The organism is Pseudomonas sp. ZY71, assembly GCF_036542145.1.
Taxonomy (GTDB): Bacteria; Pseudomonadota; Gammaproteobacteria; order Pseudomonadales; family Pseudomonadaceae; genus Aquipseudomonas; species Aquipseudomonas koreensis_A.
The window spans coordinates 412,691-438,410 of sequence record NZ_CP144274.1 but is presented as its reverse complement, the minus strand read 5'-3'; the positions used below and the strand labels follow the sequence as shown (position 1 = coordinate 438,410).

Genomic DNA, 25,720 nt, shown 5'->3' with positions numbered 1-25,720 from the left:
TACTATGTCCATGACTCCCCGCGAAATCGTCCACGAACTCAACCGCCACATCATCGGCCAGGACGATGCCAAGCGCGCCGTCGCGATTGCCCTGCGCAACCGCTGGCGCCGCATGCAGCTGCCTGAAGAGCTGCGCGTTGAAGTGACCCCGAAAAACATCCTGATGATCGGCCCGACCGGTGTCGGTAAAACCGAGATCGCCCGTCGTCTGGCGAAACTGGCCAACGCGCCGTTCATCAAAGTCGAAGCGACCAAGTTCACCGAAGTCGGCTACGTTGGCCGTGACGTTGAATCGATCATCCGTGATCTGGCCGACGCTGCGATCAAGATGCTCCGCGAGCAGGAAATGACCCGCGTGCGCCACCGCGCCGAAGACGCTGCCGAGGATCGTATCCTCGACGCATTGCTGCCGCCGGCGCGCATGGGCTTCAGCAATGAAGAAACCCCAAGCAGCGATTCCAACACCCGCCAGCTGTTCCGCAAGCGTCTGCGCGAAGGTCAGCTGGACGACAAGGAAATCGAGATCGAAGTCGCTGAAGTCGCCGGCATCGAAATCGCCACGCCGCCCGGCATGGAAGAAATGACCAACCAGTTGCAGTCGCTGTTCGCCAACATGGGCAAGGGCAAGAAGAAGGCGCGCAAGCTCAAGGTCAAAGAAGCGCTGAAGCTGGTGCGCGACGAAGAAGCCGGGCGTCTGGTCAATGAAGAAGAGCTGAAAGCCAAAGCGCTGGAAGCGGTTGAGCAGCACGGTATCGTGTTCATCGACGAGATCGACAAAGTTGCCAAGCGTGGCAATGTCGGCGGCGCCGATGTCTCCCGTGAAGGTGTACAGCGCGACCTGCTACCGCTGATCGAAGGCTGCACCGTCAACACCAAACTGGGCATGGTCAAGACTGACCACATTCTGTTCATCGCATCCGGTGCTTTCCACCTGAGCAAGCCGAGCGATCTGGTGCCGGAGCTGCAAGGTCGTCTGCCGATTCGCGTTGAACTCAAGGCCCTGAGCCCGTCGGACTTCGAGCGCATCCTCAGCGAACCGGACGCTTCGCTCACCGAACAATACTGCGCGCTGCTGAAAACCGAAGGCCTGAACATCCAGTTCCAGCCGGAAGGTATCAAGCGTCTGGCGGAGATCGCCTGGCAGGTCAACGAGAAGACCGAGAACATCGGTGCCCGTCGTCTGCACACGCTGCTTGAGCGCTTGCTCGAAGAGGTGTCGTTCAGTGCCGGCGATCTGGCCAGCACCCACGATGAGCAGCCGATTCTGATCGACGCCGAATACGTCAACAGCCACCTCGGCGAATTGGCGCAGAACGAAGACCTGTCCCGTTATATCCTGTAAGCCATACTTACAGATGTAATGGAACGGTGGGAGCGAGCCTGCTCGCGAAGACGGCAGTACATTCAACCCTTGTGTTGACTGAACCACCGCTTTCGCGAGCAGGCTCGCTCCCACAAGGTTCCGCACCAGACGGATACCTGCTCATGATCCCCACCGACATCAAACTGCACAAAGCCTCGAAAACCCTGACGCTCACCTACGCGTCCGGAGAGGAATACACCCTGCCCGCCGAATTTCTGCGCGTGCACTCCCCCTCCGCCGAGGTCCAGGGCCACGGCAAACCGATCCTGCAATTCGGCAAGATCAACGTCGGTCTGAGCAAGCTGGAACCGGCCGGTCACTACGCACTGAAACTGACCTTCGACGACGGTCACGACAGTGGCTTGTTTACCTGGGATTATCTCTACGAGCTGGGGCGACGTTATGACGCACTCTGGGCCGATTATCTGGCCGAGCTCAAAGCGGCGGGCAAGACCCGCGATCCGAACGAGTCAGTCGTCAAGCTGATGCTCTAGCCCGTGCCTTGCGCTCATTAGAGGGCATTTTCTAAATTCATCTGTTTGAATGCTCCGCTGTGTGGCCGAGGATCGGCCCGCTTGCGAAAAAAATTAAACTCGGGTAACCAATGGAGCTGGCAAGTTCCCTGCAGTGCTCTACGACTGTAAAGCAGCTATGCAGAATTAACGGTCACCCGAGCAGTAGTACCTGGCATTGGCTGTGGAACTGCACAGCAGAAAACCGGGTACTCGTCTCAGGACAATGGAGCGTCGTAGATGAGTAACAAGAATAACGATGACCTGAAGTACCAAGCCTCGGAAAACACCCTGGGGCTTAATCCCGTCGTTGGGCTACGCGGAAAGGATCTGCTGGCCTCTGCTCGTATGGTGCTGAAACAGGCCATCAGACAACCGATCCATAGCGTCAAGCACGTCACCCATTTCGGCCTCGAACTGAAGAACGTGCTGTTCGGCAAATCAGAACTGCAACCGGCTGGCGATGACCGTCGCTTCGCCGATCCTGCGTGGAGCCAGAACCCGCTCTACAAACGCTATCTGCAAACCTACCTGGCGTGGCGCAAGGAACTCCATGCCTGGATCGATGACAGCAGCCTGTCACCCAAGGACATTGCACGCGGCCATTTCGTCATCAACCTGATGACCGAAGCCATGGCCCCGACCAACACTGCTGCCAACCCGGCCGCGGTAAAACGCTTTTTCGAAACCGGCGGAAAAAGCCTGCTCGACGGTCTCTCGCATCTGGCCAAGGATCTGGTACACAACGGCGGCATGCCGAGCCAGGTCAACATGGGCGCGTTCGAGGTCGGCAAGAGCCTCGGTGTCACCGAAGGCGCGGTGGTGTTTCGCAACGACGTGCTGGAGCTGATCCAGTACAAGCCGATCACCGAGCAAGTCCACGAGCGCCCTTTGCTGGTGGTGCCGCCGCAGATCAACAAGTTCTACGTATTCGATTTGAGCCCGGACAAGAGTCTGGCGCGCTTCTGCCTGCGCAATAACGTGCAGACGTTTATCGTCAGCTGGCGCAACCCGACCAAGGCCCAGCGCGAGTGGGGTCTATCGACATACATCGACGCGCTGAAAGAAGCGGTCGACGTGGTCACCGCAATCACCGGCAGCAAAGATGTGAACATGCTCGGTGCCTGCTCCGGTGGCATCACCTGCACCGCCCTTCTCGGCCACTACGCGGCGATCGGCGAGAAGAAGGTCAATGCCCTCACGCTGCTGGTCAGCGTGCTCGACACCACGCTGGACAGCGACGTCGCGCTATTCGTCGACGAGCAGACTCTGGAGACCGCCAAGCGTCATTCGTATCAGGCCGGCGTGCTCCAAGGCAAAGACATGGCCAAGGTCTTTGCCTGGATGCGCCCGAACGACCTGATCTGGAACTACTGGGTCAACAACTACCTGCTCGGCAACGAGCCGCCGGTGTTCGACATCCTGTTCTGGAACAACGACACCACACGGTTGCCAGCGGCGTTCCACGGTGACCTGATCGAGATGTTCAAAAACAACCCACTGATTCGCCCGAATGCACTGGAAGTGTGCGGCACGCCGATCGACCTCAAGCAGGTCACGGCCGACATCTTCTCGCTGGCGGGCACCAACGACCACATCACCCCGTGGAAGTCCTGCTACAAGTCGGCGCAGTTGTTTGGTGGCAAGGTCGAGTTCGTGCTGTCGAGCAGCGGGCATATCCAGAGCATCCTGAACCCGCCGGGCAACCCGAAATCGCGTTACATGACCAGCGAGGAAGTGGCGGCCAATGCCGATGAATGGCAAGAGAACTCGACCAAGCATACCGATTCCTGGTGGCTGTACTGGCAAACGTGGCAGGCCGAGCGCTCGGGCAACCTGAAAAAGGCCCCGCTGAAACTGGGCAACAAGGCGTATCCGGCGGGTGAAGCATCGCCGGGCACTTACGTACATGAGCGGTAACTGACACCCACCTTGTCATTGTGGGAGCGAGCCTGCTCGCGAAAGCGCTCATTCAATCAACATCGATGTTGGCTGACACGACGCCTTCGCGAGCAGGCTCGCTCCCACAGGGGGCGGGGTGTACTTGAAATCCACAGGGCCTGAAGCATGCCGCAACCGTTCATATTCCGTACCGTCGATCTGGATGGCCAGACCCTCCGCACGGCGGTACGCCCCGGCAAGCCTCACTTGACGCCCTTGCTGATTTTCAACGGCATCGGCGCCAACCTGGAGCTGGTGTTTCCGTTTGTCGCGGCGCTGGACCCGGATCTGGAAGTGATCGCCTTCGACGTGCCTGGTGTCGGCGGCTCGTCCACGCCGAACCGGCCATATCGCTTTCCCGGTCTGGCCAAGCTGACCTCGCGCATGCTCGATTACCTCGACTACGGTCAGGTCAACGTCATTGGCGTGTCGTGGGGCGGCGCGCTCGCGCAGCAGTTCGCCTACGACTACCCCGAGCGCTGCAAGAAACTGGTGCTGGCGGCGACCGCGGCCGGTGCGGTGATGGTGCCGGGCAAACCGAAAGTGCTGTGGATGATGGCCAGTCCGCGGCGCTACATTCAGCCTTCCCATGTGATCCGCATCGCGCCGCTGATCTACGGCGGCTCGTTCCGACGCGATCCGACCCTGGCCGCCAGCCACGCCGCGAAAGTGCGTTCGGCCGGCAAGCTCGGTTACTACTGGCAACTGTTCGCCGGCCTCGGCTGGACCAGCATTCACTGGCTACACAAGATCCATCAGCCGACGCTGGTGCTGGCCGGTGACGACGACCCGCTGATCCCGCTGATCAACATGCGCATGCTCGCCTGGCGCATTCCCAACGCCCAACTGCACATCATCGACGACGGTCATCTGTTCCTGATTACCCGCGCTGAAGCGGTGGCGCCGATCATCATGAAATTTCTCCAGGAGGAACGGCAGCGCGCGGTGATGCACCCGCATCCGACACCGCTCGGCGGTTAACCCCAGCGGCAGGCTTTATGCAGGCCTTTGGCAAAGAGTGCGCGGCAGGACGCCGCGCAGGCAGCAACCCGCAACAGCGTCTATGGTGTTCTGGTTCGGTGAGTTTGTTTTTGGCCTGAAGACGAAGGAGTGTTGAGTCATGCGCGACAAACCAGCGACGGGCGTTGTGCCCAGCCCCGCCGTGTTCATCAACGCACAAAGTGCGATCACCGGCCTGCGTGGGCGGGATTTGATTTCGACCTTGCGCAGCGTCGCCGCCCATGGCCTGCGCAACCCAATCCACAGTGCGAAGCACGCGTTGAAACTTGGTGGCCAACTGGGCCGCGTGCTGCTCGGCGAAACCCTGCACCCGACCAACCCGAACGACAACCGCTTCGCCGATCCGGCGTGGAGCCTCAACCCGTTCTACCGGCGTAGCCTGCAGGCCTATCTGGCCTGGCAAAAACAGGTCAAAAGCTGGATCGATGAAAGCAACATGAGCCCGGACGATCGCGCCCGTGCGCACTTCGCCTTCACCCTGCTCAACGACGCCGTGGCGCCGTCCAACACCCTGCTCAACCCGCTGGCAGTCAAGGAGCTGTTCAACTCCGGTGGGCACAGTCTGGTGCGCGGCCTCAGCCATTTGTTCGATGATTTGCTGCACAACGACGGCCTGCCGCGCCAGGTGACCAAACAGGCTTTCGAGGTCGGCAAGACCGTCGCCACCACCACCGGCTCGGTGGTGTTCCGCAACGATCTGCTGGAGTTGATCCAGTACAAGCCGATGAGCGAAAAGCAGTACGCCAAGCCGCTGCTGGTAGTGCCGCCGCAAATCAACAAGTACTACATTTTCGACCTCAGCCCACATAACAGCTTCGTCCAGTACGCCCTGAAGAACGGCTTGCAGACGTTCATGATCAGTTGGCGCAACCCGGATGTACGCCATCGCGAATGGGGCCTGTCGACCTACGTCGAAGCGGTGGAAGAAGCGATGAACATCTGCCGGGCGATCACCGGCGCCCGCGAGGTCAACCTGATGGGCGCCTGCGCTGGCGGGCTGACCATCGCCGCGCTGCAAGGGCATTTGCAGGCCAAACGACAACTGCGGCGGGTTTCCAGCGCAACCTATCTGGTCAGCCTGCTCGACAGTGAAATCGAAACCTCGGCGACGCTGTTCGCCGACGAACAAACCCTCGAAGCCGCCAAGCGCCGCTCGTATCAAAAGGGCGTGCTCGACGGTCGCGACATGGCCAAAGTGTTCGCCTGGATGCGTCCCAACGATCTGATCTGGAGTTACTTCGTCAACAACTACCTGTTGGGCAAAGAGCCGCCGGCCTTCGACATCCTCTACTGGAACAACGACAACACCCGACTGCCGGCGGCATTTCACGGTGACCTGCTGGACTTCTTCAAGCACAACCCGCTGACCCATCCGGGTGGACTGGAAGTTTGTGGCACGCCGATCGATCTGCAGAAAGTCACCGTCGACAGCTTCAGCGTCGCCGGCATGAACGACCACATCACCCCGTGGGATGCGGTGTATCGCTCGACCCTGCTGCTCGGTGGCGAGCGCCGTTTCGTGCTGTCCAACAGCGGCCATGTGCAGAGCATCCTCAACCCGCCGAGCAACCCTAAAGCCGCGTACGTCGAGAACGCCAAGATGAGCAGCGACCCGCGCGCCTGGTACTACGACGGCAAGCACGTTGACGGCAGCTGGTGGCCGCAGTGGCTGGAGTGGATTCAGCAACGCTCGGGGGCGCAGCACGAAACCTCGTTCACCCTCGGCAACCCGAACTATCCACCGATGGAGGCAGCGCCCGGTACTTACGTGCGTGTGCGCTGACGCTTAACCGAACTTTTCTAAGAAGACTGGATGAAAACCCGCGACCGGATTCTCGAATGTGCTTTGCAACTGTTCAACGAAAAGGGCGAGCCGAACGTCTCCACCATGGAGGTGGCCAACGAAATGGGGATCAGCCCCGGCAACCTCTACTACCACTTTCACGGCAAGGAACCGCTGATTCTCGGGTTGTTCGAACGCTTCCAGAATGAACTGGCGCCACTGCTCGATCCGCCCTCGGATGTGGAATTGGCACCGGAGGATTACTGGCTGTTTTTGCATTTGATCGTCGAGCGGCTGGCGCAGTATCGCTTTCTGTTTCAGGACCTGTCGAACCTCGCCGGACGCTTGCCGAAGCTGGCCAAGGGCATTCGACAACTGCTCAATGCGCTGAAGCGCACGCTGGCGTCGTTGCTGGCGCGGTTGAAGGCTTCGGGGCAGTTGGTCAGTGATACGCAGGCGCTGGGGCAGTTGGTGGAGCAGATCACCATGACGTTGCTGTTTTCGCTGGATTATCAGCGGATTCTGGATCGTGAGGGGGAAGTGAGACTGGTTGTTTACCAAATCATGATGCTAGTGGCGCCGCATTTGTTGCCGCCGGTTAAAGTCGCCACGGAGCGGATGGCCCTGCAATACCTTGAAGATCACGACTGAATGAAAAGCCCCTCACCCTAGCCCTCTCCCGGAGGGAGAGGGGACTGATTGGGGGATGCTGTAGAAGTACGCCGACCTGACAGTGCGTTACCGAATCCATAATCGATAAGGCCTTTCAGGTCGGCGTATAGCGTGAGACACCTCGGTCGGCCCCCTCTCCCTCCGGGAGAGGGCTGGGGTGAGGGTAAGCTTTTTAAAAGCACAAACAAAAACGCCCGACCTTTCACAGGCCGGGCGCTTTATTTTGCCCTGAAAAATCAGGACTGACTGGTTGGCGTCGATGGCGTCGATGCAACAGTCGGGGTAGCCACCGGAGTCGGTGCCGCGGCGGAGTTCGACGCGCTCACCGGGGCTGCCGGAGTGACCGGCTTGGCTGCAGCAGGTGCTGCTGGCTTCGGCGCAGCGGCTTTCGGCGCGGCCGGTTTTTTCACCGCTGGTTTCTTCGCTGCTGCCGGCTTGGCCGCAGGCTTGGCAGCCGGTTTGGCGGCAGCGGTTTTCGCGGCTGGCTTGGCAGCAGGTTTTGCTGCGGTTTTGGCCGTTGGTTTAGCTGCCGGTTTGGCAGCGGCTTTGGCGGCAACCGGTTTGGCTGCAGCTTTTGCTGCCGGCTTGGCGGCGGCGGTTTTCGCAGCAGGTTTAGCCGCGGCTTTTGCAGCAGGTTTAGCTGCCGCTTTGGCCAGTGGCTTGGCAGCAGACTTGGCCGCTGGTTTGGCCGCAGCCGTTTTCGCTGCCGGTTTTGCCGCAGCGGTTTTGGCCGCCACAGGCTGGGTTTTCAGACCGGTGAGTTTTTCGATCTGCTTGGTCAAGGTTTCCACCTTGCTATGCAGTGCTTTGACCTCATTGCGGCTCGGTACACCCAGGCGCGAAATCGCGCTGTTCAGGCGCTTGTCGAAAGCACCTTCCAGCTCGTCCCACTTGCCCAGGGCGCGATCTTTCACGCCGCTGATGCGCGACTTGGCCGAAGAAGCAGAGTCCTTGGCGGCATCGACTTTTTTGCCGACTGCGGACTTGGTGAGCTTCTCGGCTTTCTCGCCGTCTTTGACCAATGTATCGAAGAGCTTGCTGCCGTCAGTGTCGATCTTCGAGTACACGCCTAAACCAGCCAGCCAGATTTTGCGGGAGTAGTCTTCGACTTTCCCGATCCACGAGCTGCCTTCTTTATCGGTGTTCTTTTTACCAGCCATCCCGTTCTCCTTAAGATTTACGCGCGACGCGTTCGAGCAATGCCGTCAGCTCATCGAGCTTAGCAGAGAGTGTCTCAACGTCATGTTTAGACGGAATGCCGATACGATTCAAGGCGCTTGCTACGCGGGAGTCGAACGCCTTCTCGACCTTGTCGAGTTGAACTTCGACGCGACCTTTGAAAGAACTCACTTCGCCCTTCGCTTCATCGATCTCGGCGTTGGCCGCTTCGAGTTTTTCGGTGACGGCTTTTTTGCCTTTCTTTTCAACAGTTTGACCAGCCTTGATCAACTCTTGAAAGTACTCGCTGCCCTCTTGGCCGACCTTGGCGTAGGCACCCAGGCCTGCCAGCCAGATCTTGCGGGCATAGGATTTGACGTCGCTCAGAGCAGAAGTCGAAGCGTCGATTTTTTTCTTCAAAATTACTTTGGCCATGGTGCACCTCACGCGCAGAAGGTTTGAGGAACTGCCCGCGAAAGTGTCGGGCTCTGGCACAAAGTAGGCAGAAAAATTAGAAACGGCACCCTAACAACTGACATGAACCTCTGGCCGAACACAAAACAAATGTAGGAGTGAGCCTGCTCGCGATAGCGGTGTATCAGTCAAAAATGATGTCGACTGACAGACCGCTATCGCGAGCAGGCTCACTCCTACAGGGGATCGTATTTCAGGCGGAAATCAGACCAGGGCTTTATCGAGGGCTTTTTCGATCTCGGCTTTGATCATGCCGCTCATGGCCGACATCATGATGCCCAGTTCCACGTCGACCTTGATCGAATCGTCCGCCACATGCACCGCGCCTTTCACGCCCGAGCGCTTGAGGTTCAGAGTGTCGCCGGACCATTGCGGCTCCAGGCCATATTGTTCGGAGAGTTTTTGCGCCAGCTTGTCGGCCTTCTCGCGGGCGGCTTCCTTACCCAGATTGTGGGCACGCTCAACAGTGATTTTGGCCATTGATTGACTCCTGCTTTTTGAATGGGGCGATAAATAGGTATCGGTAAATCTTGACCGCCGCTGCGGCAAATCGTCCCGAGGGTTGCCCATCTTACCTTTAGCCATTCCAAGACAAAGCATGGCTTGGGGATTAGAATGTCGCGCATTCTCTTTTGGTGACAGCGATATGACTGATCAGCGCAAAGGCAGCGATGCCGAACCCACCACTCACTTCGGCTTCAAAAACGTTCCGGAAAGCCAGAAAGCGGAAAAAGTCGCTGAGGTGTTCCACTCGGTAGCCGCCAAGTACGACCTGATGAACGACCTTCTGTCGGGCGGCATGCACCGTTTGTGGAAGCGTTTCGCGATCGAACTGTCGGGCGTGCGCAGCGGTAACCGCGTGCTCGACATCGCCGGCGGTACCGGTGACCTGACCAAAAAATTCTCGCACCTGGTCGGCCCGACCGGTCAGGTGGTGTTGGCCGACATCAACGAATCGATGCTCAAGGTCGGCCGTGATCGCCTGCTCGATCTGGGTGTCGCCGGCAACGTCGAGTTCGTTCAGGCGGACGCGGAAAAACTGCCGTTCCCGGACAACCATTTCGATTGCGTGACCATCGCCTTCGGCCTGCGCAACGTGACGCACAAAGAAGACGCTCTGCGCTCGATGCTGCGCGTGCTCAAGCCTGGCGGTCGTCTGCTGGTGCTGGAATTTTCCAAGCCAACCAACGCGCTGATGTCGAAAGCCTACGACGCCTATTCGTTCGCCTTCATGCCGCTGATGGGCAAGTTGATCACCAACGACTCGGAAAGCTATCGCTATCTGGCCGAATCGATCCGCATGCACCCGAATCAGGAAACCCTGAAGTCGATGATGGTCGACGCCGGTTTCGACCGCGTGACCTATCACAACATGACCGCAGGCATCGTCGCCCTGCACCGCGGCATCAAGCCCTGATGTTGCTCACCGGGCTGCTCGCCAGCGTTGAACTCGGCCTCAACCGGGTGCTGCGTCTCGACAGCACGGCGCTGCCGCGGCTGGCGCATTTGACCGGCAAGGTGATTGCCGTCGACTGCCGCAGCCCGGCGCTGCAACTGTTCATCCTGCCGAGCGACGAAGGTCTGATGCTAGCCTCGCACTGGGAAACCGCAGTCGACTGCACCCTGCGTGCGCCGGCCTCGAGCCTGATCAAACTGGCCGTGAGCAAAGACAAGACCGCGGTGCTGCACGCCCCGGAAGTCGAGCTCGATGGCGACAGCGGCGTGCTGCTGGAGCTGGCCGGCGTGCTGCAGGACCTTGAGCTGGACTGGGAGTACGAACTCTCGCGCTGGCTCGGCCCGGTTGCCACGCAACTGGTCGGTGGCCACCTGCGCAGCCGCGCACGCTGGTATCAACAAGGATTTGCCAGCCTCAACCAGAACCTCGCCGAATACCTCGCCGAAGAATCGCGCACCCTCGTCGGGCAGCGCGAAGCCGAAGCGCGGTTCAGCGAACTGGACCGGATCAAACTTGATCTGGAACGTCTCGAGGCGCGTTTCGAGCGCCTCTCCCGATCCCTCGACCCAAGCGATAACGCATGAAGCTGCTCGCCGTCCGCCGTCTGCTGCGCATCCAGTCTGTCGTGATCCGCTACCGCCTCGATGACCTGCTGTTCGATCTGCCGCTGCCCTGGTTTCTCCTGGCGCTGCGCTATGTGCTGCCATGGCGCTGGTTCCCGCGCAAGCCGCTGGACCTGAGCCGGGGCGCACGTTTGCGTCTGGCGTTGCAGGATCTCGGGCCGATTTTCATCAAGTTCGGGCAGATTCTTTCGACCCGCCGCGACCTGCTGCCGGAAGACATCGCCGATGAGCTGATGCTGCTGCAGGACCGCGTGCCGCCGTTCGATTCGCAGCTGTCGATCAAGCTGATCGAAGAACAGCTGGGCAAGAAAATCAGCGACGTGTTCAGCCGTTTCGACGTCGAACCGCTGGCTTCGGCCTCGGTGGCGCAGGTGCATGCCGCGCAACTGAAAACCGGCGAGGAAGTCGTGGTCAAAGTGATCCGGCCGGGCCTGAAGCCGATCATCGCGCAGGATCTGGCGTGGCTGTTCATCCTTGCTCGCTCCGCCGAAAAACTCTCCGCCGACGCGCGGCTGCTGCACCCGGTCGACGTGGTCCAGGACTACGAAAAAACCATCTACGACGAATTGGATCTGCTGCGCGAAGCGGCCAACGCCAGCCAGTTGAAGCGCAACTTCGAAGGTTCGCCGCTGCTCTACGTGCCGCAGGTCTACTGGGACTGGTGCCGGCCGAAAGTACTGGTGATGGAACGTATCTACGGCATTCAGGTGACCGATCTGGCGACCCTCGCCGACCAGCGCACCGACATGAAAATGCTTGCCGAACGCGGTGTGGAGATCTTCTTCACCCAAGTATTCCGCGACAGTTTCTTCCACGCCGACATGCACCCGGGCAACATCTTCGTCAGCACCGTCAATCCGTGGAGCCCGCAGTACATTGCGATCGATTGCGGCATCGTCGGCAGCCTGACCCCGGAAGATCAGGATTATCTGGCGCGCAACCTGTTCGCCTTCTTCAAGCGTGACTACCGTCGCGTGGCACAACTGCACATTGATTCGGGCTGGGTGCCGGCGGAAACCAAACTCAACGAATTCGAAGCGGCGATCCGTACCGTGTGCGAACCGATCTTCGAAAAACCGTTAAAAGATATTTCATTTGGCCAGGTGCTGATGCGCCTGTTCCAGACTGCGCGGCGCTTCAACATGGAAGTGCAGCCGCAGCTCGTTCTGCTGCAAAAAACCTTGCTGAACATCGAAGGCCTCGGCCGTCAGCTGTACCCGGATCTGGATCTGTGGAACACCGCGCAGCCGTTCCTCGAACGCTGGATGCGCGAGCGCGTCAGCCCGAAAGCCTTGCTCGGCAACGTGCAGAGCCAGTTTGAACAGTTGCCGCATCTGGCGAATATGGCCCGCGATCTGCTCGAACGCATGTCCCAGCCGCACGCCTACGACCCGCCGCCACCGTGGCATAAACGCAAGGACGACTGGTTCCTGCGCCTGCTCGGTTGCGCGCATCTGGCCGGCGGGGTGATCCTCGCCCTCGGTGGCCCGCTGCACGAATTGGGGCATTGGCCGGCGGGAATCATGGTGGCAGTCGGCTTGTATCTGGTCGTTCGCCGATAGCCAGTTTCGTGATCGGCTGGCACACTGTTTCAATGCCTGAACCCGACTATTGAAGTGTGGGGTTCGCTGTCGGAGTCGAAGATGAAAAACTGGCTGGACGAGATCAAATGGGACGCTGATGGCCTGGTGCCGGCGATTGCCCAGGATCACAAGACCGGACGCGTGCTGATGATGGCCTGGATGAACCGCGAGGCGCTCGAACTGACCGCTGCGGAAAACCGTGCAATCTACTGGTCACGTTCCCGTGGCAAGCTGTGGCGCAAGGGCGAAGAGTCCGGCCATGTGCAGACGCTGCATGAAATGCGTCTGGACTGTGACGCCGACGTGATCATCCTGATGGTTGAACAGATCGGCGACATCGCTTGCCATACCGGCCGTCAAAGCTGCTTTTACCGTGTCTTCGAAAACGGCGACTGGAAGACAGTCGACCCGGTTCTGAAAGACCCGCACGCCATTTATTCCGCAGGACACAAACATGAGTGACACCCTGACCCGCCTCGCTCAGGTGCTTGAAGAGCGCAAGGGCGCAGCCGCCGACAGCTCGTATGTGGCTAGTCTGTATCACAAGGGTTTGAACAAGATTCTGGAGAAAGTCGGCGAAGAGTCGGTCGAAACCATTATTGCCGCCAAGGACGCCGCCATCAGCGGTGACTGCAGCGATGTGATCTACGAGACCGCCGACCTGTGGTTCCACAGCATGGTCATGCTCGCCCAACTGGGGCAGCATCCGCAGGCCGTGCTGGATGAACTGGATCGCCGCTTCGGCCTGTCCGGACACGTCGAGAAAGCCTCGCGTCCGTCCGCCTGAACAATTTCTAGAGAGGAACAGCAACATGGGCATTTTTGACTGGAAACACTGGATCGTCATTCTGGTTGTCGTGGTGCTGGTGTTCGGCACCAAGAAACTGAAAAACCTCGGCACCGACGTCGGCGAGTCGATCAAGGGCTTCCGCAAAGCCATGAACGACGATGAAAAACCGGCTGCCGATCCAACCGTGACGCCTGCGCAGCCGGTGCCACCGGTGCAGCCGCAAGCCACCGCTCAGGCCAACCCGCCGCACACCATCGACGTGCAGGCGCAGAAAGTCGAAGAGCCGATCCGCAAAGACGTGTGAGCACTGACTAATGTTTGGTATCAGCTTCTCTGAACTGCTGCTCGTCGGCCTCGTGGCCCTGCTGGTGCTGGGCCCCGAGCGTCTGCCGGGCGCTGCGCGCACTGCCGGCCTGTGGGTCGGACGGTTGAAGCGCAGCTTCAACGCGATCAAACAGGAAGTTGAACGTGAAATCGGTGCCGACGAGATCCGTCGGCAACTGCACAACGAGCACATTCTGTCGCTGGAACAGGAGGCGCGGAAGATTTTCAGCCCGGTTCAGCAAGAGCCGACGCCGGTTGAAGTTGAACATGTCGGGCAGCAGACGATTCATACGCCAGCTGCACCCGTTGCACCTGCACCTGCACCTGCACCTACTGCCGTTGTAGCGCCGACAGAACCGGTGGCCGCAGAAACTTCGGTTGAACACGTGTCCCCAACCGCCGCGCCGATTACACCCGCGCCTCACGACTCCACTCTGCCGCCGCGAGCCCCATGACAAGGGCCTGTCATCGGTCATTTCCTGTGTCGCGTTGTCGCCTGAAAGCGGGCCAGGCAAGGCGTAGTCCGAAGGGAATGTGTTTTACCTTTCCGAGGACTACAACGCAGTCTGGCCCGCTTTCAGGCACAACCCGAAGGGCCGGCCCGTATTTGCGCAGGGCTGCGTTACTCGTTGCTAATTTGAAACGCCAAACTACGCGCCTCGCGCCTTGCCCTGCGCAAATACGGGCTCGGCGCGACACAGGAAATGACCGATGACAGGCCCTAGCCTCCCCGAAAACGACCAGCACATGCCGCTGGTTTCGCACCTCACCGAGTTGCGCACCCGCCTGCTGCGTTGTGTGGCGGCGATCTTCATCATCTTCGCCGGGCTGTTTGCGTTCACCCAGCAGATCTACACCTTCGTCTCGACGCCGCTGCGCCAGTACCTGCCAGTCGGCGCGACGATGATCGCCACCGACGTATCGTCGCCGTTCCTGACGCCGCTGAAGCTGACGATGATGGTTTCGCTGTTCCTCGCGATCCCGGTGATCCTGCATCAGATCTGGGGCTTTATCGCGCCGGGCCTGTACAAGCATGAGAAGCGCATCGCGGTGCCATTGTTGGTGTCGAGCATTCTGCTGTTCTACACCGGCATGGCGTTCGCCTATTACTTCGTGTTCCCGCTGATCTTCAAGTTCTTCGCCGCGGCCACCCCGGCCGGCGTGGAAATGATGACCGACATCGCCAGTTACCTCGATTTCGTCATGACGCTGTTCTTCGCCTTCGGCGTGGCCTTCGAGATCCCGGTGGCCGTGGTACTGCTGGTGTGGATCGGCGTGGTCGACGTCAAATACCTGAAGAAAATCCGCCCGTACGTGATCATCGGCTGCTTCGTGGTCGGCATGATCCTGACGCCGCCGGACATCTTCTCGCAGACCCTGCTGGCCGTGCCGATGTGGATGTTGTTTGAAATCGGCATTCTGTTCGGTGGTTTGATCAGTAAGCGCGAACGCCCGGAAGAAACCCCGGCCGACGACCACAACGACCAGCCGCCAGCGACCCAGGCATGAACCTGCTGCTGCTCGAAGAGGCCGATTTCATTGCGGCCGACCGCGTGGTGCTGCGTGATCGGCGCCTGACGCACATGCAGGAGGTTCACCGCTCGGAAGTCGGTGACAGCCTGCGCGTCGGGCGCATCGATGGGTTGATGGGTTCGGCCGAGTTGCTGCGCCTGGAAGCGGGTGAAGCCGAACTGCGCGTCAGCCTCGATCAGCCGCCACCGGCCAAATTACCGTTGACTCTGGTACTCGCCCTACCGCGTCCGAAAATGCTCCGCCGGGTGTTTCAGACCGTGGCGACCATGGGCGTGTCGAAGGTGATTCTGGTCAACAGCTATCGGGTCGAGAAGAGTTTCTGGCAGACGCCGTTTCTTGAGCCCGAGGCGATTCGCGAAAACTTGATCCTCGGCCTCGAACAGGCGCGCGACACCGTCCTGCCAGAGATCATCATCGAGAAGCGCTTCAAGCCGTTCGTTGAAGATCGGCTGCCGGCGATTACCGAAGGCACCCTCGGTTTGGTCGGCCATCCCGGTAACTATCCACCGTGCCCACGCGCGCTCAGCGAACCAGTGACGCTGGCCATCGGCCCTGAAGGCGGCTGGATTCCCTACGAAATCGATCTGCTGGCCAAGTCCGGCCTGCAACCGGTGCAACTGGGCGAACGCATCCTGCGCGTCGAAACCGCCGTCACCGCCCTGCTCGCCCGGCTCTTCTAACCAAACACCGCTCCCCTGTAGGAGCTGCCGCAGGCTGCGATCTTTTGATGTTGTTTTAGAAGCAAGATCAAAAGATCGCAGCCTTCGGCAGCTCCTACATTGATACCGTGCGGTCCGGCGGATAAATGGTGTTACAGATTGCCATCATTCGGCCGATACCCTCTCCATAAGTCCAATTAGTGGTCGGGGAGTCGTCGCATGTACCGTTGGTTAGCCGAGAATCTTGGAAACGTCAGCGTCAAACGCAAGCTGGGAATCGGTTTCGGCCTGGTGCTGTTGCTGACACTGTTGATCACCTTCACCGGCTGGACCGGCATGAGCGGCATCATCAGCCGCGGTGACAAACTCGGGTTTATCTCCAGCCTTAACGAACTGACCAAGGACCTGCGCCTGGCGCGTCTGGACTACGAAGCACGCCGAGGCGAACAAGGCCCGGGCGCGGTCACCGATCTGCTGAACAAACTCGACAGCGGCCTGCAAACCGCACGCAGCCTGATTGAACAGCCGTCCGACGCGGCGATGGTCGATCAACAACTGGCCGCCGTTGCCGAATACAAGCGCGCTTTTGCCGACATGACCCAGGCCACCGTGCAGCGCGAAGACGCCCGCAGCAAGCTTGGCGCGAGTGCCGACAACGCCGTGGCCAAAGTCGCCGAAGTGGAAAAATCCATGCTGGCGGGTGATAGCGTCGCGCAATTCAACAGCGTGATCGATCTGAGCAAACTGCTGCAGCAAGCACGCTACCAAGTGCGCGGCTACACCTACAGCGGTAAGGCCGAAGCCGAGCAACCGGCGCTCGATGCCATCGACAACGCCCTGAAAAACCTCGACAGCCTGCCGGCCAAATTGCCGGAACAACACATTGCCAACCTGCAACAGGCCACTGATTCGATCAAAGCCTATCGTGCCGCCGTTGCACAGTTCCGCGACTCGCAGGTCAACAACGCCAAGGCCGCCGCGCGCATGTCGACGCAGGGCGACATCCTCATCGACGTCAGCAAGAAACTTACTGAATCGCAAACCGTGGTGCGCGACACCGATGCCGCTCACGCCAAGAACATGCTGATCATCGCCACTCTGCTGGCCGTGGCGTTCGGTCTGCTGGCCGCTTGGGCGATCACCCGCCAGATCATCATCCCGCTGAACCAGACCCTGAAAGTCGCCGAGCGCGTGGCCGCTGGTGACCTGACCCACAATCTGGTGTCCCTGCGTCGTGACGAATTGGGCCAACTGCAACGCTCGATGCAGAGCATGACCCAGGGTCTGCGCGAACTGGTGGGCGGCATCAGCGATGGTGTCACCCAGATCGCCAGCGCCGCCGAAGAGCTATCAGCCGTGACCGAGCAGACCAGCGCCGGGGTCAACAATCAGAAAATCGAGACCGATCAGGTCGCCACCGCCATGAACGAAATGGCCGCCACCGTGCAGGAAGTTGCGCGTAACGCCGAAGAAGCTTCCGAAGCCGCCGTCGCCGCCGACCAGCAAGCACGCGAAGGTGACAAAGTGGTGGGCGAAGCGATCGCGCAGATCGAGCGTCTGGCGCTTGAAGTCGGCCACTCCACCGAGGCCATGGGCGAGCTGAAGCGCGAAAGCGACAAGATCGGCAGCGTACTCGACGTGATCAAATCCGTGGCCCAGCAAACCAACCTACTGGCCCTCAACGCGGCCATCGAGGCTGCGCGTGCCGGTGAAGCCGGACGTGGTTTTGCCGTGGTGGCCGATGAAGTACGCAGCCTCGCGCAGCGCACGCAGAAGTCCACCGAAGAGATCGAAGAGCTGATCGTCGGCCTGCAAAACGGCACTCAACAAGTGGCGACGATCATGGACAACAGCCGCACCCTGACTGACAGCAGCGTTGAGCTGACCCGTCGCGCCGGTGGCTCGCTGGAAAGCATCACCCGCACGGTTTCGGCGATCCAGGCGATGAACCAGCAGATTGCGGCAGCGGCCGAGCAGCAAAGCGCGGTGGCTGAAGAGATCAACCGTAGCGTGCTGAATGTGCGGGATGTCTCGGATCAGACATCGGCGGCGAGTGAAGAGACGGCGGCGTCCAGCGTTGAGCTGGCGCGGTTGGGCACGCATCTGCAAATGCTGGTGGGGCGCTTCAAGGTTTGAGGTGATTCATCCACCTCGGTTCGCTCTGAACCGGGGTGATGCCTTCGCGAGCAAGCTCGCTCCCACATTGGACAACTCGGTCAACTGTGGGAGCGAGCCTGCTCGCGAAGGGTTACTGACAGGCGCTGAGATTACAGAACCTGACGCAGGAAGGCTTGGGCGCGCGGGTCCTTCGGTGCATCGAAGAACTCTGCCGGCGCGGCATCTTCAAGCAATTTGCCGTGATCGAAAAACAACACCCGATCCGCCACTTCCCGGGCAAAACCCATCTCGTGGGTCACGCAGACCATGGTCATGCCTTCCACGGCCAGGTTCTTCATCACGTCCAGCACCTCACCGACCATTTCCGGGTCGAGGGCCGAGGTCGGCTCATCGAACAGCATGACCTTCGGCTCCATCGCCAACGCCCGGGCAATCGCCACGCGCTGTTGCTGACCGCCGGACAGGCGTGATGGAAACTCGTTGGCCTTCTGTGCAATCCCGACCTTTTTCAGCAACTCCATCGCCTTGGCCTCGCGCTCTTTCTTGCCGCGCTTGCGCACGACTTTCTGCGCCAGACAGAGGTTTTCCAGCACGGTCATGTGCGGGAACAGGTTGAAATGCTGAAACACCATGCCGACTTCGCGGCGGTAGGCGTTGACGTCGGTTTTCGGGTCGGCCAGTTGCAGGCCGTCGATACTCACCGAACCGGAATCGAATTCTTCCAGGCCATTGAGGCAACGCAGGAAGGTCGACTTGCCGGAACCCGACGGGCCGATCACCACCAGCACTTCGCCCTTGGATACCGTGGTGCTGACGTTATCCACCGCGCGCACCACTTGACCACGGGTGTCGAAGACTTTTACCAGATCGCGGACTTCAATCACTTTGCGCGAGCCTCCGCTCAAGCCGACTGGCGATTTTCGACAGCGGCAGGTTGATCAACAGGTACAGGCCGGCGACGCAGAACAGAATCTCGAACGGCGAGAACGACGTAGTGATGACTTCACGGCCGCTTTTCAGCAGCTCGGTGATGGCGATCACCGACACCAGCGAGGTGTCCTTGACCAGACTGATGAACTGCCCGGCCAGTGGCGGCAAAACGCGTTTCAGCGCTTGCGGCAACACCACGTGACGCATCGACTGGCCGGCACTCAGACCGAGCGAACGCGCCGCTTCGTTCTGGCCACGGGCAATCGATTGCACGCCGGAACGGATGATCTCCGCTACGTAGGCACCGGTGAACAGCGACAGCGCGGCGATCCCGGCGAATTCGCGGGACAGGTTCATCACCGTGCCGATGAAGAAATAGAAAATGAAGATCTGCACCAGCAGCGGCGTGCCGCGCACCAGTTCGACGTAGATCGTCGAGAGGTCGCGCAGGGTCGGGTTGTTCGACAGACGGCACAGGCCAGTGACCAGGCCGATCAGCAAACCCAGGACACCGGAAACAACTGACAGCCAAAGCGTCGTCCACAGGCCCCACAACAACGGTCCTGCCGCCCAATGCCGAGTGACGCCCACGACGTCACCTTCGGCGACATCGTCGCCCTGAGCGAATTGCAGGCTGTTTTCGTCGACGGTCAGGTGCTGCTCGTCACCGGCGTCGTTGCGCAAAGTGACTTGCGCGCTGCTGCCCTTGCGCACCAGTTCAGTGACGGTGGAAATGTCCGTGGCACGCTGGGTTTCTTCAGCCTGATAGGCGAAGTACTGCGGCACGCGGTTCCAGCGCCATTCGTAAGACATCAGCGACGTCGCGTAATACAACGCGCCCGCGAGGCCGACCAGCACCAGCACGGTGAGGACGTGCCAGGGCCATTGGGCTTTTTTATGTTTCATTGCAGGTTCCGGATTTTGTGTTGCTCTGGAGGGCCTCTTCGCGAGCAGGCTCACTCCCACAGGGGAATGCATTCCAATGTGGGAGCGAGCCTGCTCGCGAATGGGGCGACTCGGTCTATGCGACCGGGCTTATTCCATGTCCTTGAGCCACTCGGTGCTCTTGAACCACTTGTCATGGATGCGATCGTAGGTGCCGTCTTCGTGGATCTGGTGCAGGAAGTTGTTTATGAAGTTGAGGCTGTCGTAATCACCCTTCTTCAGACCAAACGCCAAAGGCTCGTAGGTGAACGGCTTGTCGAGGAACACCAGTTTGCCGGCGCCGACCTTGTTCACCGCAACCACGTTGTAAGGCGCGTCGTAGATGAAGGCGTCAGCCTTGCCGTTGACCACGTCGAGCACGGCTTCCTGCTCGTTGTCGTAGCCGTGGTACTTGGCTTTGGAGATCAGCTTCTTGGCGACCATTTCGCCGGTAGTGCCGAGCTTGGAGGTGATGCGGTAGTCGGCGGTGTTCAGGTCTTTGTAGGACTTGATGGTGCCTTCCAGCTCCTTACGGATCAGCAGGGTCTGGCCGACCACGATGAACGGTTCGCTGAAGTTCAGGCGCAGGTTGCGTTCCTGAGTCAGGGTCATGCCGCTGCCGATCATGTCGAACTTGTCGGTCATCAGCGCCGGGATGATGCCGTCGTAGCCGGTCGAAACCAGTTCCAGTTTGACGCCCATGGCCTTGGACATGGCTTTGAGGATGTCGACTTCGAAACCGATGATTTCGCCGCGCTTGTTGGTCATTTCGAACGGCATGTAGGTCGGATCCATACCGACCTTCAACGTGCCGCGCTTGACCGCGTCATCGATTGCGCCAGCCTGCGCCGCATTGACTGCAACCAGTGCCGTGACGCCGACCAGCAGCATCGACAGATACTTCTTCATCTTCAAGTCCCCAAAACCATTGCGTGTGCGGCGCGAAAACCAACAGAGACAGGCAAAAAAGCCCGGGTGCGCCAATTCGGGGACGGATGCTAACGCACTCGTTTTTTTGCACAAGGTTTAATGGACGATTTGTTTAACAATCAAGAGCTCCCCCCTCACCCCAGCCCTCTCCCCCCAAGGGGGCGAGGGGGAAAGGGAGCAGATCGGGGAATATTCAAAACTTGAGTTCGACTCGATATCTCAGGTCGGCGTATCTCGAATATTCAACGCGGTCGGTCCCCTCTCCCTCTGGGAGAGGGTTAGGGTGAGGGGCTTTTCAGCAGGTCAAAAAAAACCCCGCAACATCGCGGGGTTTCTTTATCAGGCCGGCTGAGCCTGCAAGCTCACCGGTCGCAACGGCAACAGCGGCGCATGCGGATCGGCTTTCACCGAAGCCCGCCAGGCATCCAGCCACTCAGCGAGACCTTCAGCCCAAACCTGCTCATGCAGACGCGCCAGCGCCACAGGGTCGCTCAACAGCTGCAAGCGATCATGGTTGTTCAGCCCGGCCGGGCCAACCTTGATCGCGTGACGCACACGTTCCTGACGCAACCACTCGATCGGCTCGGCCTGACCGTGACGCGAGGTCGCCAGCGAGCACGCCAGAGCATTCTGCTGCGGATCGACCACCGCGCGGACGAAGCCGTCGTTAAGGGCGTGGTAACGATTTTCGTGGGTGTACTGATCAGTCGCCAGCAGCGCCTGTGGCGGATTGTATTCCTCAGGGATGAGGAACAGGCTCTCGTCACGGGACTTCAGGCCCAGACCGACACGGCTGGAGATCACCGATACCGGGATCGACAGCATCAGCGAACCGACGATTGGCACCAGCCACCAGAGGAAGCTCGGGTTCAGCCAGATCACCAGCAGCGCCCAGCAGAAACCCAGCAGGGTCTGCGGGCCGTGGCGTTTGACCGCTTCGCTCCAAGGCGTCGAGTCGTCGTCACGCTGCGGCGAATTCCAGGTCGCGGCCCAGCCGAGGAACGCGGCCAGAACGAAACGGGTGTGGAAAATCATCCGCACCGGCGCCAGCAGCATGGAGAACAACATCTCCAGCAGCATCGACAGGGTCACCTTGAACTTGCCGCCGAACTCTTTCGCGCCCTTGGCCCAGATCAGGATGATGCTCAACAGTTTCGGCAGGAACAGCAGCACGATGGTCGTCGAGAACAGCGCGATCGCCTTGTCCGGGTGCCATTGTGGCCACAGCGGATAGAGCTGACGCGGTTCGAGGAAGTACTGCGGCTCCATCAGCGTGTTCACCGCCAGCAGCGCGGTCGACAGCACCAGAAAGAAGAACCACAACGGCGCCGACAGGTACGACATCACGCCGGTGAGGAACACCGCACGGTGCACCGGGTGCATGCCCTTCACCAGGAACAGGCGGAAGTTCATCAGGTTACCGTGGCACCAGCGACGGTCACGCTTGAGTTCGTCGAGCAGGTTCGGCGGCAGTTCTTCGTAGCTGCCCGGCAAGTCATAGGCAATCCACACGCCCCAACCGGCACGGCGCATCAACGCGGCTTCCACGAAGTCGTGGGACAGAATCGCACCCGAGAACGCGCCTTTACCCGGCAACGGCGCCAAGGCGCAGTGGTCGATGAACGGCTTCATGCGGATGATCGCGTTGTGACCCCAGTAGTGGGATTCACCCAACTGCCAGAAGTGCAGACCGGCGGTAAACAACGGGCCGTATACGCGAGTGGCAAACTGCTGCATACGCGCATACAGCGTGTCCATGCCCGACGCACGCGGCGCGGTCTGGATGATCCCGGCGTCCGGCGTGGCTTCCATCAAGCGCACCAGACTGGTCAGGCACTCGCCGCTCATCACTGAGTCGGCGTCGAGCACGACCATGTACTTGTAGTCACCGCCCCAACGACGGCAGAAGTCGTCGAGGTTGCCGCTTTTGCGTTTCACACGACGGCGACGGCGGCGATAGAAGATCTTGCCGAAACCTTTGGCTTCGCGGCAGACGTCCAGCCAGGCCTGCTGCTCGGCCACGCAGATATCGGTGTCGTTACTGTCGCTGAGAACGAAGAAGTCGAAACGATCCAGATCACCAGTGGCGGCGACCGATTCGAACGTCGCGCGCAGACCGGCGAACACGCGCGGTACGTCTTCGTTGCAGATCGGCATGACCAACGCGGTACGCGCGTCTTTGGCAATCGGCTCGTTGCCGGCGCTTTTGCCGGAGATACGGTATTTATCGTGACCGGTGAGCAACTCGAGGAAGCCCATCAGCGCGGTCCAGAAACCGGCCGATACCCAGCAGAACAGAATCCCGAACAGAATCAGGATGCTGGTTTGCAGCGCGTACGGCAGCACTTGCGTGGCGGTTTGCAGCAGCGGCTGATGCAGGACTTCATCAAGATCAACGAACGACCAGCCTTGGTACGGCATGATGCCTTTCATGTACCAGCCGGCAACGATGGTCTGGCCAAGCATCAGCAGCAACAGAATGTAGCGACGGATCGAACCTACGGTGCGCCAGCGCGCGGCCGGCAGGACGTTTTCGTCCTTTGGCGGCTGCGGCGGGTTGGTACGACCGGTCATACGGCGCCAGCCGCGCACCAGAATATTGGTGCGCCACGGCTCCGGCACGACCTTGGTCCGACGGATCGGCGGCGTCGCCTTCATGCTGACGCGGCCACTGGCGTCGAGCACCAGCATCTCCGCGTCTTCCAGCTCTTCGGCGGTGCTCAGGGTCAGGCGCTTGCCCACCGAAGCCTGGGCGGCTTCGGCAGGGGCGTCGAACGTCGAGGACGACAGGCGTTCATGCAACTCGCTGAACGACTGGCAGCCCGCGAGTTCCGCGCGCTGCTCGTCGGTCATCGGCAGATGCGCCAGATACTCGGACAGAGTCTCTGGCTGTACTTGAGAGTTACTCATCGGCAGGCAACTGATAGCTCCAGGTCTCGGTCAGGACTTCTTCAGTCGGTGCCGATTCCGGTGTGGCTGGGGCCGCGTCGGCAGCCGCTGGCTGCTTGGCGTCTTTGTTGGCCTTGTCCTTGGCATCTGCGGCTGGCTTGGCGTCGGCCTGTTTGGCTTCGGCGGCCTTGGCTTCCTTGTCGAGCTTCTCTTGCTGCTTGGCGGCAACCTTGTCGGCCTTGGCAACGGACGAGTTGGACGCCGGTACCGATTTCGCCAGATCAGCGGTCACGACTGGCTGAACCAGAGCGGCACGCATCTCGGTCGACTTGCTCGCGTCCTTGATCTTCATGCGCAGGGTCAAGCGCCAGCCCTTGGTTTCCGGGTTGTAACGCACGCTGTTCTCGACCAGTTCGGCGTTGTCGCCAACACTGACCTGGCTGCGTACGTCGGCATCCGGGGTCAGCGCGGCGAGCGATGGACCTTCGAAGTCGACCAAGTAGGCAACGCTGCCGTCCGGCTGACGAATCAGGTTCGATTGCTTGACGTCACCGGTCGAACGCAGAGTCTGCGAAACCCAAGCGCTGTCCGGCGCATGAATCGCCGCTTCGTCCATGGTCCAGTGCATGCGGTAAGCGAAGTCCAGCGGCTGACCCGGCTCCGGCATTTTTTCCGGGCTCCAGAACGCAACGATGTTGTCGTTGGTTTCGTCGGCGGTTGGAATCTCTACCAGATCAACGGTGCCCTTGCCCCACTCGCCCTTCGGCTCGATCCAGGCGCTTGGACGCTTGTCGTAACGGTCGTCGAGGTCTTCGTAGTGGCTGAAGTCACGGCCACGTTGCAGCAGACCGAAACCACGCGGGTTCTCGATGCTGAAGTTGCTCACGGCCAGGTGTTTCGGGTTGTTCAACGGGCGCCAGATCCACTCGCCGTTACCGGCATGGATCGACAGACCGCTGGAGTCGTGCAGTTCACGACGGTAGTTGAGGACTTTCGACGGCTGGTTGGCGCCGAACAGGAACATGCTGGTCAGCGGTGCGATGCCCAGTTTGCCGACCTTGTCACGCAGGAACATCTGCGCTTTGACGTCGACAATGGTGTCGCTGCCCGGACGCAGGATCAGGCGGTAGGCACCGGTGGCGCGCGGCGAATCGAGCAGCGCGAAGATCACCAGGTGCTTGTCGCCCGGCTTCGGCTGTTGAATCCAGAACTCGCGGAAACGCGGGAATTCTTCGCCCGACGGCAGCGCGGTATCAATCGCCAGACCACGCGCCGAGAGGCCGTAGGTGTGGCCCTTGCCGACAACGCGGAAGTAACTCGCGCCGAGCATGGTCATGATTTCGTCTTGTTTGTCGGCCTTGTTGATCGGGTACAGCACACGGAAACCGGCATAGCCCAGTTGTTCGGTGGCTTTCGGATCGAATTTCAGGTCGCCGAAATCGAAGCGCGTCGGATCGTATTTGATCTCTTCGACGGTGTTCGCTGTGATTTCGTTGATTTTCACCGGCGTATCGAAGTGCATACCCTGGTGATAGAAGGACAGTTTGAACGGGGTCTTCTGATCAGCCCACTCAGCCTTTTCGGTGAGGAAGCGGATTTTCTGATAGTCCGCGAATTTCATGTCGCGGAATTCGTTCGGCAGGTTGCTGCGCGGGGCTTCGAACTTCTGCCCGGCCAGTTCTTTAGCCTTCGCCGATACATCGTCAAGATTGAACGCCCAAAGCTGGCCGGCGCTGAGCAGGCACAGGAGCGCCGAACCCGCTACCAGGGCACTTCGCATGCGTTTGGCAGACATTTTTGCTGCATTACAGGGACTAACAATCACGAGCAACCCTCGCCGAAAACAGATCAAAAAACCAACGGCCAGCTATCTATATGCCAGGTTGGCGAGCATTGTTCCGACTCCGCTGGGGCAAAATGATTCCCCAATCGGATCCGGACAAGTCTCTACCTAAGTGAAAATGGATCAGCGAACGCTGATCCCAGTGCGCGCGATTATCTAGTAGCCCGCATGACAACGCATCAGGGGTAACAAAGT

Annotated in this window: 23 protein-coding genes and 2 pseudogenes; 17 read left to right on the top strand and 8 right to left on the bottom strand. The window is 60.0% G+C overall.

What is annotated here, in order from left to right; all coding sequences use genetic code 11:
• The first annotated feature begins 4 nt into the window (after positions 1–4).
• From hslU to VY732_RS01905, 6 genes are all read left to right on the top strand, one after another.
• On the top strand, positions 5–1,342 hold the full coding sequence (gene hslU, locus VY732_RS01930; RefSeq protein ID WP_331693635.1) for an ATP-dependent protease ATPase subunit HslU: 1,338 nt from the start codon (positions 5–7) through the stop codon (positions 1,340–1,342).
• A 143-nt stretch (positions 1,343–1,485) separates the two neighbouring features.
• Entirely contained in the window at positions 1,486–1,857 is a 372-nt protein-coding gene (locus tag VY732_RS01925; RefSeq protein WP_331693634.1) for a DUF971 domain-containing protein, read from the top strand.
• Positions 1,858–2,115: 258 nt separating this feature from the next.
• Positions 2,116–3,795, top strand: a complete 1,680-nt coding sequence (gene phaC, locus VY732_RS01920) for a class II poly(R)-hydroxyalkanoic acid synthase (protein WP_331693632.1) — start codon at positions 2,116–2,118, stop codon at positions 3,793–3,795.
• A 147-nt stretch (positions 3,796–3,942) separates the two neighbouring features.
• Complete coding sequence (gene phaZ, locus VY732_RS01915; RefSeq protein ID WP_034152967.1) at positions 3,943–4,797, top strand: poly(3-hydroxyalkanoate) depolymerase; 855 nt, start codon at positions 3,943–3,945, stop codon at positions 4,795–4,797.
• Positions 4,798–4,936: 139 nt separating this feature from the next.
• Positions 4,937–6,619, top strand: a complete 1,683-nt coding sequence (phaC, locus tag VY732_RS01910) for a class II poly(R)-hydroxyalkanoic acid synthase (protein ID WP_077570401.1) — start codon at positions 4,937–4,939, stop codon at positions 6,617–6,619.
• A gap of 30 nt (positions 6,620–6,649) precedes the next feature.
• Positions 6,650–7,270, top strand: coding sequence for a TetR/AcrR family transcriptional regulator (locus VY732_RS01905; protein ID WP_331693630.1), 621 nt, complete (start codon positions 6,650–6,652; stop codon positions 7,268–7,270).
• Positions 7,271–7,527: 257 nt separating this feature from the next.
• Here the strand turns inward: VY732_RS01905 and VY732_RS01900 are convergent, their stop codons facing one another.
• The 3 genes from VY732_RS01900 to VY732_RS01890 form a co-directional block, all read right to left on the bottom strand.
• Entirely contained in the window at positions 7,528–8,451 is a 924-nt protein-coding gene (locus VY732_RS01900; protein ID WP_331693628.1) for a phasin family protein, read from the bottom strand.
• 10 nt (positions 8,452–8,461) lie between these two features.
• Positions 8,462–8,884, bottom strand: coding sequence for a phasin family protein (locus tag VY732_RS01895; protein ID WP_116029249.1), 423 nt, complete (start codon positions 8,882–8,884; stop codon positions 8,462–8,464).
• A 243-nt stretch (positions 8,885–9,127) separates the two neighbouring features.
• Positions 9,128–9,403, bottom strand: coding sequence for a polyhydroxyalkanoic acid system family protein (locus tag VY732_RS01890; protein ID WP_077570393.1), 276 nt, complete (start codon positions 9,401–9,403; stop codon positions 9,128–9,130).
• Between the two features lie 166 nt (positions 9,404–9,569).
• On the opposite strand from VY732_RS01890, the gene ubiE reads away from it, so the two are divergent.
• The 11 genes and pseudogenes from ubiE (at position 9,570) to VY732_RS29885 (ending at position 18,027) form a co-directional block, all read left to right on the top strand.
• On the top strand, positions 9,570–10,340 hold the full coding sequence (gene ubiE, locus VY732_RS01885) for a bifunctional demethylmenaquinone methyltransferase/2-methoxy-6-polyprenyl-1,4-benzoquinol methylase UbiE (RefSeq protein WP_008080626.1): 771 nt from the start codon (positions 9,570–9,572) through the stop codon (positions 10,338–10,340).
• Positions 10,340–10,963, top strand: coding sequence for a ubiquinone biosynthesis accessory factor UbiJ (locus tag VY732_RS01880; protein WP_034152973.1), 624 nt, complete (start codon positions 10,340–10,342; stop codon positions 10,961–10,963). The genes ubiE and VY732_RS01880 overlap by 1 nt, the downstream gene beginning before the upstream one ends.
• Positions 10,960–12,564, top strand: coding sequence for a ubiquinone biosynthesis regulatory protein kinase UbiB (ubiB, locus tag VY732_RS01875; protein WP_331693624.1), 1,605 nt, complete (start codon positions 10,960–10,962; stop codon positions 12,562–12,564). The genes VY732_RS01880 and ubiB overlap by 4 nt, the downstream gene beginning before the upstream one ends.
• Positions 12,565–12,645: 81 nt before the next feature.
• On the top strand, positions 12,646–13,047 hold the full coding sequence (gene hisI / locus VY732_RS01870; protein ID WP_007909357.1) for a phosphoribosyl-AMP cyclohydrolase: 402 nt from the start codon (positions 12,646–12,648) through the stop codon (positions 13,045–13,047).
• Complete coding sequence (locus tag VY732_RS01865; protein ID WP_003220849.1) at positions 13,040–13,372, top strand: phosphoribosyl-ATP diphosphatase; 333 nt, start codon at positions 13,040–13,042, stop codon at positions 13,370–13,372. The genes hisI and VY732_RS01865 overlap by 8 nt, the downstream gene beginning before the upstream one ends.
• 25 nt (positions 13,373–13,397) lie before the next feature.
• Entirely contained in the window at positions 13,398–13,679 is a 282-nt protein-coding gene (locus VY732_RS01860) for a twin-arginine translocase TatA/TatE family subunit (protein ID WP_003220847.1), read from the top strand.
• Positions 13,680–13,689: 10 nt separating this feature from the next.
• The gene (tatB, locus tag VY732_RS01855) at positions 13,690–14,154 is read left to right on the top strand and encodes a Sec-independent protein translocase protein TatB (RefSeq protein ID WP_331693606.1); all 465 of its coding nucleotides are present in this window, start codon (positions 13,690–13,692) and stop codon (positions 14,152–14,154) included.
• 256 nt (positions 14,155–14,410) lie between these two features.
• Positions 14,411–15,208, top strand: a complete 798-nt coding sequence (tatC, locus tag VY732_RS01850; RefSeq protein WP_331693604.1) for a twin-arginine translocase subunit TatC — start codon at positions 14,411–14,413, stop codon at positions 15,206–15,208.
• A complete protein-coding gene (locus VY732_RS01845; protein ID WP_331693603.1) occupies positions 15,205–15,912 on the top strand; it encodes a 16S rRNA (uracil(1498)-N(3))-methyltransferase in 708 nt (235 codons plus the stop codon). The genes tatC and VY732_RS01845 overlap by 4 nt, the downstream gene beginning before the upstream one ends.
• Positions 15,913–16,110: 198 nt before the next feature.
• Positions 16,111–17,124: pseudogene (locus VY732_RS29890) on the top strand (methyl-accepting chemotaxis protein); the annotation flags it as partial.
• Positions 17,125–17,154: 30 nt separating this feature from the next.
• Positions 17,155–18,027: a methyl-accepting chemotaxis protein gene (locus VY732_RS29885; RefSeq protein WP_371042266.1), complete on the top strand. Its 873-nt coding sequence runs from the start codon at positions 17,155–17,157 to the stop codon at positions 18,025–18,027.
• Positions 18,028–18,158: 131 nt separating this feature from the next.
• On the opposite strand, the gene VY732_RS01835 is transcribed toward VY732_RS29885, so the two are convergent.
• From VY732_RS01835 to VY732_RS01815, 5 genes and pseudogenes are all read right to left on the bottom strand, one after another.
• On the bottom strand, positions 18,159–18,893 hold the full coding sequence (locus VY732_RS01835; RefSeq protein WP_331693600.1) for an amino acid ABC transporter ATP-binding protein: 735 nt from the start codon (positions 18,891–18,893) through the stop codon (positions 18,159–18,161).
• On the bottom strand, positions 18,886–19,845 hold the full coding sequence (locus tag VY732_RS01830; protein ID WP_077570383.1) for an amino acid ABC transporter permease: 960 nt from the start codon (positions 19,843–19,845) through the stop codon (positions 18,886–18,888). Before VY732_RS01830 ends, VY732_RS01835 begins: the two co-directional genes overlap by 8 nt.
• Positions 19,846–19,974: 129 nt before the next feature.
• On the bottom strand, positions 19,975–20,772 hold the full coding sequence (locus tag VY732_RS01825; RefSeq protein ID WP_331693599.1) for a transporter substrate-binding domain-containing protein: 798 nt from the start codon (positions 20,770–20,772) through the stop codon (positions 19,975–19,977).
• 316 nt (positions 20,773–21,088) lie between these two features.
• Positions 21,089–23,703: pseudogene (gene mdoH, locus VY732_RS01820) on the bottom strand (glucans biosynthesis glucosyltransferase MdoH).
• On the bottom strand, positions 23,696–25,477 hold the full coding sequence (locus VY732_RS01815; RefSeq protein WP_371042206.1) for a glucan biosynthesis protein G: 1,782 nt from the start codon (positions 25,475–25,477) through the stop codon (positions 23,696–23,698). Before VY732_RS01815 ends, mdoH begins: the two are co-directional and overlap by 8 nt.
• Between the last annotated feature and the right edge of the window lie 243 nt (positions 25,478–25,720).

Coding starts and splice junctions, on each gene's coding strand:
- hslU (WP_331693635.1), top strand. CDS start 5: ATGTCCATGACTCCCCGCGAAATCGTCCACGAACTCAACCGCCACATC.
- VY732_RS01925 (WP_331693634.1), top strand. CDS start 1,486: ATGATCCCCACCGACATCAAACTGCACAAAGCCTCGAAAACCCTGACG.
- phaC (WP_331693632.1), top strand. CDS start 2,116: ATGAGTAACAAGAATAACGATGACCTGAAGTACCAAGCCTCGGAAAAC.
- phaZ (WP_034152967.1), top strand. CDS start 3,943: ATGCCGCAACCGTTCATATTCCGTACCGTCGATCTGGATGGCCAGACC.
- phaC (WP_077570401.1), top strand. CDS start 4,937: ATGCGCGACAAACCAGCGACGGGCGTTGTGCCCAGCCCCGCCGTGTTC.
- VY732_RS01905 (WP_331693630.1), top strand. CDS start 6,650: ATGAAAACCCGCGACCGGATTCTCGAATGTGCTTTGCAACTGTTCAAC.
- VY732_RS01900 (WP_331693628.1), bottom strand. CDS start 8,451: ATGGCTGGTAAAAAGAACACCGATAAAGAAGGCAGCTCGTGGATCGGG.
- VY732_RS01895 (WP_116029249.1), bottom strand. CDS start 8,884: ATGGCCAAAGTAATTTTGAAGAAAAAAATCGACGCTTCGACTTCTGCT.
- VY732_RS01890 (WP_077570393.1), bottom strand. CDS start 9,403: ATGGCCAAAATCACTGTTGAGCGTGCCCACAATCTGGGTAAGGAAGCC.
- ubiE (WP_008080626.1), top strand. CDS start 9,570: ATGACTGATCAGCGCAAAGGCAGCGATGCCGAACCCACCACTCACTTC.
- VY732_RS01880 (WP_034152973.1), top strand. CDS start 10,340: ATGTTGCTCACCGGGCTGCTCGCCAGCGTTGAACTCGGCCTCAACCGG.
- ubiB (WP_331693624.1), top strand. CDS start 10,960: ATGAAGCTGCTCGCCGTCCGCCGTCTGCTGCGCATCCAGTCTGTCGTG.
- hisI (WP_007909357.1), top strand. CDS start 12,646: ATGAAAAACTGGCTGGACGAGATCAAATGGGACGCTGATGGCCTGGTG.
- VY732_RS01865 (WP_003220849.1), top strand. CDS start 13,040: ATGAGTGACACCCTGACCCGCCTCGCTCAGGTGCTTGAAGAGCGCAAG.
- VY732_RS01860 (WP_003220847.1), top strand. CDS start 13,398: ATGGGCATTTTTGACTGGAAACACTGGATCGTCATTCTGGTTGTCGTG.
- tatB (WP_331693606.1), top strand. CDS start 13,690: ATGTTTGGTATCAGCTTCTCTGAACTGCTGCTCGTCGGCCTCGTGGCC.
- tatC (WP_331693604.1), top strand. CDS start 14,411: ATGACAGGCCCTAGCCTCCCCGAAAACGACCAGCACATGCCGCTGGTT.
- VY732_RS01845 (WP_331693603.1), top strand. CDS start 15,205: ATGAACCTGCTGCTGCTCGAAGAGGCCGATTTCATTGCGGCCGACCGC.
- VY732_RS29885 (WP_371042266.1), top strand. CDS start 17,155: ATGCAGAGCATGACCCAGGGTCTGCGCGAACTGGTGGGCGGCATCAGC.
- VY732_RS01830 (WP_077570383.1), bottom strand. CDS start 19,845: ATGAAACATAAAAAAGCCCAATGGCCCTGGCACGTCCTCACCGTGCTG.
- VY732_RS01825 (WP_331693599.1), bottom strand. CDS start 20,772: ATGAAGAAGTATCTGTCGATGCTGCTGGTCGGCGTCACGGCACTGGTT.
- VY732_RS01815 (WP_371042206.1), bottom strand. CDS start 25,477: ATGTCTGCCAAACGCATGCGAAGTGCCCTGGTAGCGGGTTCGGCGCTC.